Consider the following 6,975-nt stretch of genomic DNA (forward strand, 5'->3'; position numbering starts at 1 on the left):
TGAAGAAAACGAACCGCAGAGACGCTGAGGACGCTGAGATAGAGAGGGGAAAGGGAGAAATATGCAAGTTTCAGAAAATTCTGTTAATAATGTGGCTAGTTTGAAGAATTTGAAGGGGTTTGATGAGAATCATCCACCTGACCCAAAGTTGATTGATAGTTGTGTACATTGTGGGTTTTGTCTCTCGACTTGTCCCAGTTATCGGGTGCTTGGGAAGGAGATGGATTCTCCTAGAGGACGTATCTATTTAATGGATGCGATTAATGAGGGTGAGATTGCCCTGAATACGGCAACGGTAGAACATTTTGATTCTTGTTTGGGGTGTCTTGCTTGTGTAAGTACTTGTCCTTCTGGTGTGCAGTATGACAAATTGATTTCTGCAACTCGTCACCAAGTTGAACGAAATTATCCCCGCAGTTTACCAGACCAATTTTTTCGTCAATTGATATTTTCTCTGTTTCCTTATCCTAAACTTTTACGGATTTTATTAGTTCCGTTATTGGTTTATCAAAAGTTGGGGTTTGCCAAATTATTTCGCGCTACGGGTTTACTCAATAAAATATCGCCCCGTTTGGCAGCAATGGAATCAATTCTGCCAGAAATTACTCTCAAATCTTTTCAAGATAATTTCCCTACTGTTATTCCCGCCCAAGGTGAAAAGCGCTATCGAGTCGGGGTAATTTTGGGTTGTGTGCAACGGCTGTTTTTCTCCTCAGTCAATGAAGCAACTGTGCGGGTTTTAACAGCGAATGGTTGTGAAGTTGTGATTCCGAAATCTCAAGGTTGTTGTGCAGCGCTTCCCGAACACCAAGGACAAGCAGAACAGGCGAAAGCTTTAGCAAGGCAGATGATTGATAGTTTTGCTAATACTGATGTAGATTTCGTAATTATCAATGCTGCTGGTTGCGGTCATACTTTGAAGGAATACGGTCACATTTTAGAAAGTGACCCAGAATATCGGGAAAAAGCAAAGGATTTTGCAGCTAAAGTTAAAGATGCTCAAGAGTTTTTGGCAACTGTTGGATTAACAGCAAAACTTTCGCCACTGACTGATAAACCTTTGAATTTAGTTTATCAAGATGCTTGTCATTTATTGCATGGACAAAAGATTAGCGTGCAACCGCGTCAGGTGTTGCGGCAAATTCCAGGGGTGAAGTTGAGAGAACCAATAGACGCGGCTTTATGTTGTGGCAGCGCTGGAGTTTATAATATGCTACAACCGGAAGTTTCTGAAGAATTGGGTCAGCAAAAAGTGCAGAATTTGTTGAATACTGGTGCTGAGTTAATTGCTTCTGCTAATCCGGGGTGTACTTTGCAAATTACAAAGCATTTGCAGTTGCAAGGTAAAAAAATTTCAGTTATTCACCCGATGGAATTATTAGATTATTCGATTCGCGGTGAAAAGTTGGAATTGTAGACATTTCTTGTGGGGTGGGCGTCTTGCCATTGGTGTCAAGTTAAGCCAAAACCCTTTTAAAACCTCGTTTCCAGCCTCTGGCTGGAAATGCACCTCATTGCTGCTCTGCCGCAAGTTTTGAGGCGGAGCCTCTCGGAATGCATTCCCAGTCGGAGACTGGGAACGAGACAATCTCTAAATGCTGCTTCTAGACTAACTTTAACTTTAAGTTGACACCAATGGCGTCTCGCCCGCCCGTAACTGAGGGCAGACAAGATATCCACCCCACACGAAAAGTTAGATATTTTTTTAATTGGAAGTTCTTAATCAGTCAATCTGAAGAAGTTTTTTCCGAAATAGCGGCTTTCTCCTCTGTATAATCACTCAAATTGACAGTAGTATAAAGCTAACTTCGGGTGATTTGTGATGAAACTGGATTTAGTTAGGTTTTTTCAGGCTTGCAACCCTAGCAAGACTCTGGTTGTGAGCAAACCGGAAGATAGACAGTATTATATTGATTTCTCCAAAGTTCGTGGTGCCAAGATTATTGAGGAATTAGGGCGAACTATTACCCGCCTTTCACCTGAAGAACCTACCTGTCAATTATTTACCGGACATATCGGCTGTGGCAAATCCACTGAGTTACTGCGGCTGAAAGCAGAATTAGAGCAGCAGGGATTTCATGTGGTTTATTTTGAGTCTAGCCAAAGCCTGGATATGGCTGATATTGATATTACAGATATTTTATTAGCAGTTGCTCGTGAGGTGAGTCAAAGCCTGGAAGCAATAAAAATTAACCTTAAACCAGGATACTTTAAAAATCTATTTACAGAAATTGCTGAGTTTTTGCAAACGCCGCTAGATATTGGGGTTGAGGCTCAATTATCTGTAGGTATTGCCAAGATTACTGCCAAAACGAAAGATAGTCCCAAACTTCGTGGCCAGTTACGGCAATATTTAGAACCGCGTACCAATGGCATTTTAGAATCAATTAACAAAGAATTGCTCAAGCCTGCTATAGAAAACCTCAAGCAGCAAGGTAAAAAAGGACTGGTGGTAATTATAGATAATCTCGATAGAGTGGATAATTCTTTGAAACCTTCCGGTCATTACCAGCCAGAATATCTCTTTGTCGAACGCGGTGAACAGTTAAACCAGCTAAATTGTCATGTTGTTTATACCATTCCCCTAGTGTTGATTTTTTCCAACGCTTTAGGAAGGTTAACAAATCGCTTCGGGGTAGACCCCAAGGTTTTACCGATGGTTCCTGTGCAGATGCAAGATGGTTCGCAATTCTCACAGGGAATTACGCTGCTGCAACAGATGGTCATGGCGAGGGCTTTTCCTGGTGTCAGTTGGGAACAAAGCCGAAATTTAATTACTGAGGTTTTTGATAGTCCTGATACTTTAGAAAGGCTGTGCTTAGTTAGCGGCGGTCATTTGCGTAATTTGCTGATGTTATTATTTCGCTGTCTTCAGCAAGAAGACCCACCTCTGTCGCGTGAGTGTTTAAATAGGGTGATTAAACAACGCCGTAATGAGCTAACTTTAGCAATTACGCCCGATGAATGGGAATTACTGCGTGAGGTGGCGCAAGAGAAAAGCTTGAGAGGTCATGAAAGATACGAACTTTTGCTCCGCAGTATGTTTGTATTTGAATACCGCGATGAGGATGGTTCGTGGTTTGATATCAATCCGATTTTGGCAGAAGCCAAGGAATTTAGGTTATGAATCGGCGTGTATGAAGAAATATAAATTGCTTGTAGAGACGCGATGAATCGCGTCTCTACAAGCAATGTGTTGCACTGGAGTTTAGACTAAACGCATGACAAAGTAACTCAGGATAACTGAGTCACAAGCTTTACACCCAAAAATGGAAAAATCAAAGAATTAAGCAGATTGTGGCACTTATTTTTTTTGTTTGGCAGTGCTTTTTTTGACAGTTGGATAACGAATTCTACGAGTGCGAGTTTGACCTTCTGTCCATCCAGGGGATTTTCCACGAGGTTTGGGAGGAACAGCAGGTGTCCCAATTGCCGCGAAAATTTCGCTCATCGCTTGAGCGACTCGTCCGGGACTCAGCTTGGGTTTTGGCTTTTGCCAGGGGAGAGGGTTGTCGGTGACAAAATCGCGTGCTAACCATAATTGCCAAGTCATCAGGGGTAAAAGATCACTCCATCGCTCACACTGTTCGGGAGTGCTGAGATTTGGAAGCGTCCAATGTAGTCGTTGCTTGGCAAATCTATACCAATGGTCAATTGCAAATCTGCGAAAGTAAAGTCGCCATAATTGTGATAAAGTCGGCATTTCAATTCCAACCCACACTAACCATAAAGGTTTTGTCTTCGGCTCCCTTAATTCATCAGTTCGCTGGATTTGAATCAGATTCATTGAGTGTTTAGCAGACTGTTGAAAATGAAGATTACACCACAGACGGATGCACATCTGCCCCATTTTGGAATCATTAACCTCTAAACTTTGGTCGGGTGTCCACCATGTAGTTGAGTCGTTCACCTTAAACTTATCACCATGAATCCTCGGACGACCATGACCTCGATAGATGGGGGGCGCACCATAGAATAGTCGATTAGAACGCACGCGCATTAATTTATCTGCCGCAATGTCGGCAGTTTGTTTGACAAAACTTGCACAGCCATATTCCGCATCCCACAAGCTAATCGGTCGTGTTGGCAAATTTTCACAAACAAGTTTTAGTTGTGCCGCAGCTTTTGCAATCGGGTTTTCACTCACTTGTGATGCGCTCATGTAATAACGGTAATGCCCAACTACCTTCTGTTTCTGGAATTATCGCTATGGTGCTGTAACCTTGTCCTACTGTCACAGGTTTTGCGCCTGACATCGGATGGGCTTGATGCTCAAAAGTTCGCTCTTTGAGTGTGCGAGCATCCGGTCTTGCCCAAACCGTATGATCTCCTGCTAAGATAATTTGTTCTCTTAATGACAGTTGTTTTATATACAACTTCATTAATTCTGTTCTAGGTGGGTCGCCGTCTTGTATTGCTTCGTAGACACTAGACCACTTTCTTCTAAATACTGGAGATACTGAGAATTCGGCAAATGAATAAACACTACGTGTTACCAACACTGCATCCATCAGGTCAAATAAAGCATCTTTGGCTTTGCCCAGGATAGTGTATGTTCCTGTACGGAATTGTTTAAGCTTATTTAATGTCATGGTCAAGCTGTAAGATATTTCCTCTTTTCAGCATTGACCAAATAGTGGTTAGTTCAACATCACTGACCACTTTTTCTTTTTTGCCGCGCTTCCTCTCTCAGTTTATGGTGTATTTTTTTAGTTCCGTAAGTCTGTTGCTGTTATTTTCTGTTTGCTTCCATTTAGTCTAAACTCCAGTTATCAGTTTCACCTGGCATTTAATCACAATCTGCTTTCGCGGGATCATCATTCCAGCACGAGAGCAAAAAGTCAAACCCCTGATTCTGCCCCGAATTCGCCGCAACTTTCAGTTTCTGCATACGCCCCGGTCGCATATTTGACCTCGCTACAATCGCCTCATGTGAACATTTTTCAGGATTTGGCACGGGCGCGGCGGAACTTTCACCCTCATGAACTGTTGTGACTTCTACACCTGAAACTGAATTTTCAACTAACAACAAAGCGGGATTACCTGCTTTTACTTGCGTCTGTGTTTGATTAGCGTAGACGTGAAACGGCTTGTCGCTAGACATCGCAGAATTCAAAGAAAATTCATTTTGGGCGACGGACACGGCGGAACCAGTATCTTCTTTACGAGACGCTACGCGAACATGACAGTCTCTTGGCTCAACACCACAATTCTGGTTTTCAGCCAGCAACATTCGCGCAGCGTCTCCAAGAGTTGCGGGATTACTTTGTGCAGCATCCACAAGCGTTTCGGCTTTTCTTAGTGCCATTCGGGTTTAAACCCTTGAACATTCGTTCAGGGCTTTTTGTCAGGAGTCAGAATTCCTTCTGCCTCCTGACAAAAAGCCTTTCTTCGATAAGATGACTAAATTGTGGTTGCCAAATTAACTTTGATAATCAGATCATTAAAATCCTTGTCGCCACCATTTGGCAAATCCTCAAAGCCAAAAGTATTACTAGCTAACAGGCGAATGTGATCCGTATGATCAGAATTAGCACCCAAGAATGGGAAATAAACCGCCGGATCATTATTAGGATTGTTATCTAAAAGCGCATCAGGTTTAGCATTAACAATAATGAATGGAGCAAAGATAGCACCAGGTTGGAAAATACCAGTCTCAGTAGCAGTACCTTGATTTTTCACACTCAAATCAATACCAGCAACCCGACCACGCACAGCAGCCTGAATATAACCAGCCTGTCCCGCGAGAATATCAGGCTTGCCGTCGCCATTGGTATCAATTCCACCATTTGGATCAGTCACCTGATAAAAGCCGACGTAATCGTTGTAAGATGCTTCTCTATAAACGTTAAATTCAGCTTTGACTGATTGTTGGACATCTCGCAAATCAATCATTTCCCCTTGGAATTGACCTTGAAGATTTGTACCCAAAGGTAAAGCTTGATTTGTCAGGTTAATGTTCACTACCAAATCATTAAAATCTGTGGCACTCTTACCAGAAGCATCCTTCCAACCGAGAGAGAAACTATTATTACCCAAGTCGGTAATTTTTTGGGTTGAGACACTAGAAAACAGTAATTTTCCGATAGAATTAGGATCATTGCGTACAGTATTAAGTGTACCGTCTGGGACTAATAAGAATCTAAAATCCTGACCAGAATTCAATTGCAGCAGCCTGCTGAGATTATTAGTATCAAAGCCATTGGGGTTATTAGCGATCGCAGATAAAATTACTACTGAGCGTTGTAAAGCAGCTTGGGCATAACCTTCAGCACCAGGGGCAATACCATTAATCGTACCTTGAACATCATCAACAGTAAATAAACCCAGTTCATTCACCAGTTGAGAATTGTGTCCAGTGAGTTTGATTTCCAGTGTTGTCTTGGCATCGTGACCTGTGATGTTGAAGATATCATCATTGGGGTTAGTCAGACGACTGGGTATTTCGTCATTAACATTAATAGTCAACCCCTTCTCAAAGGTGAGATTACCATTATCAGTAGTGCGGACGCGGATTTGGTAACTAGCCTTAGTTTTAAAGTCTGGAGAATTGTTGATTTTGAGAGTATTGCCATCAATGGTGAAGGCATTATTATCAGTATCGTCAATTCCCGAAACTAAGCTGTATGCGAAATTATTGCCTGTATCTGGGTCGGTGCTGCTGAATGTGCCGATGGCGGTGTTGGCTGGTGCTTCGTCCTTGACGGTGTTGGCACTCAACTCCAAATCTGTGGGTGCTTCATTGACATCGTTGATGGTGATGGTTAATGGCTTTTGAAAAGTCAATCCACCATTATCTTTAGTCTGAACCAGGATGTTATAACTAGATTTCTTTTCAAAGTCCGGGGAAGTATTGATTTGTAGTTGATTCCCGTTAATGGTGAAGGCACTATTATCAGTATCACCAGTGCCAGCAACTAAACTGTAGGTGAAAGTATTGCCTGTATCTGGGTCGGTGCTGCTGAATGTGCCGAT

Annotated in this window: 6 protein-coding genes; 2 read left to right on the forward strand and 4 right to left on the reverse strand. The window is 42.4% G+C overall.

The genetic code is table 11. The features are described 5' to 3' along the window. The first annotated feature begins 61 nt into the window (after positions 1–61). Both V7L05_RS05720 and V7L05_RS05725 read left to right on the forward strand, forming a co-directional pair. Positions 62–1,417: a (Fe-S)-binding protein gene (locus V7L05_RS05720; RefSeq protein ID WP_335162618.1), complete on the forward strand. Its 1,356-nt coding sequence runs from the start codon at positions 62–64 to the stop codon at positions 1,415–1,417. A gap of 405 nt (positions 1,418–1,822) precedes the next feature. After that, positions 1,823–3,127, forward strand: coding sequence for a P-loop NTPase fold protein (locus V7L05_RS05725; RefSeq protein ID WP_335162620.1), 1,305 nt, complete (start codon positions 1,823–1,825; stop codon positions 3,125–3,127). A gap of 177 nt (positions 3,128–3,304) precedes the next feature. On the opposite strand, the gene V7L05_RS05730 is transcribed toward V7L05_RS05725, so the two are convergent. From V7L05_RS05730 to V7L05_RS05745, 4 genes are all read right to left on the reverse strand, one after another. Then, the gene (locus V7L05_RS05730; protein ID WP_335162622.1) at positions 3,305–4,162 is read right to left on the reverse strand and encodes a hypothetical protein; all 858 of its coding nucleotides are present in this window, start codon (positions 4,160–4,162) and stop codon (positions 3,305–3,307) included. Further along, positions 4,140–4,592 carry a hypothetical protein gene (locus V7L05_RS05735; RefSeq protein ID WP_335162624.1) on the reverse strand — a complete coding sequence of 151 codons (453 nt, stop codon included), beginning with the start codon at positions 4,590–4,592 and terminating at the stop codon, positions 4,140–4,142. Before V7L05_RS05735 ends, V7L05_RS05730 begins: the two co-directional genes overlap by 23 nt. Before the next feature lie 197 nt (positions 4,593–4,789). Beyond that, positions 4,790–5,308: a hypothetical protein gene (locus tag V7L05_RS05740; protein WP_335162626.1), complete on the reverse strand. Its 519-nt coding sequence runs from the start codon at positions 5,306–5,308 to the stop codon at positions 4,790–4,792. Between the two features lie 95 nt (positions 5,309–5,403). Further along, positions 5,404–6,975 (reverse strand): DUF4114 domain-containing protein (locus tag V7L05_RS05745; protein ID WP_335162628.1); only part of this gene is annotated, 1,572 nt, incomplete at its 5' end.

The sequence above is a fragment of the Nostoc sp. genome (assembly GCF_036917755.1).
Taxonomy (GTDB): domain Bacteria; phylum Cyanobacteriota; class Cyanobacteriia; order Cyanobacteriales; family Nostocaceae; genus Nostoc.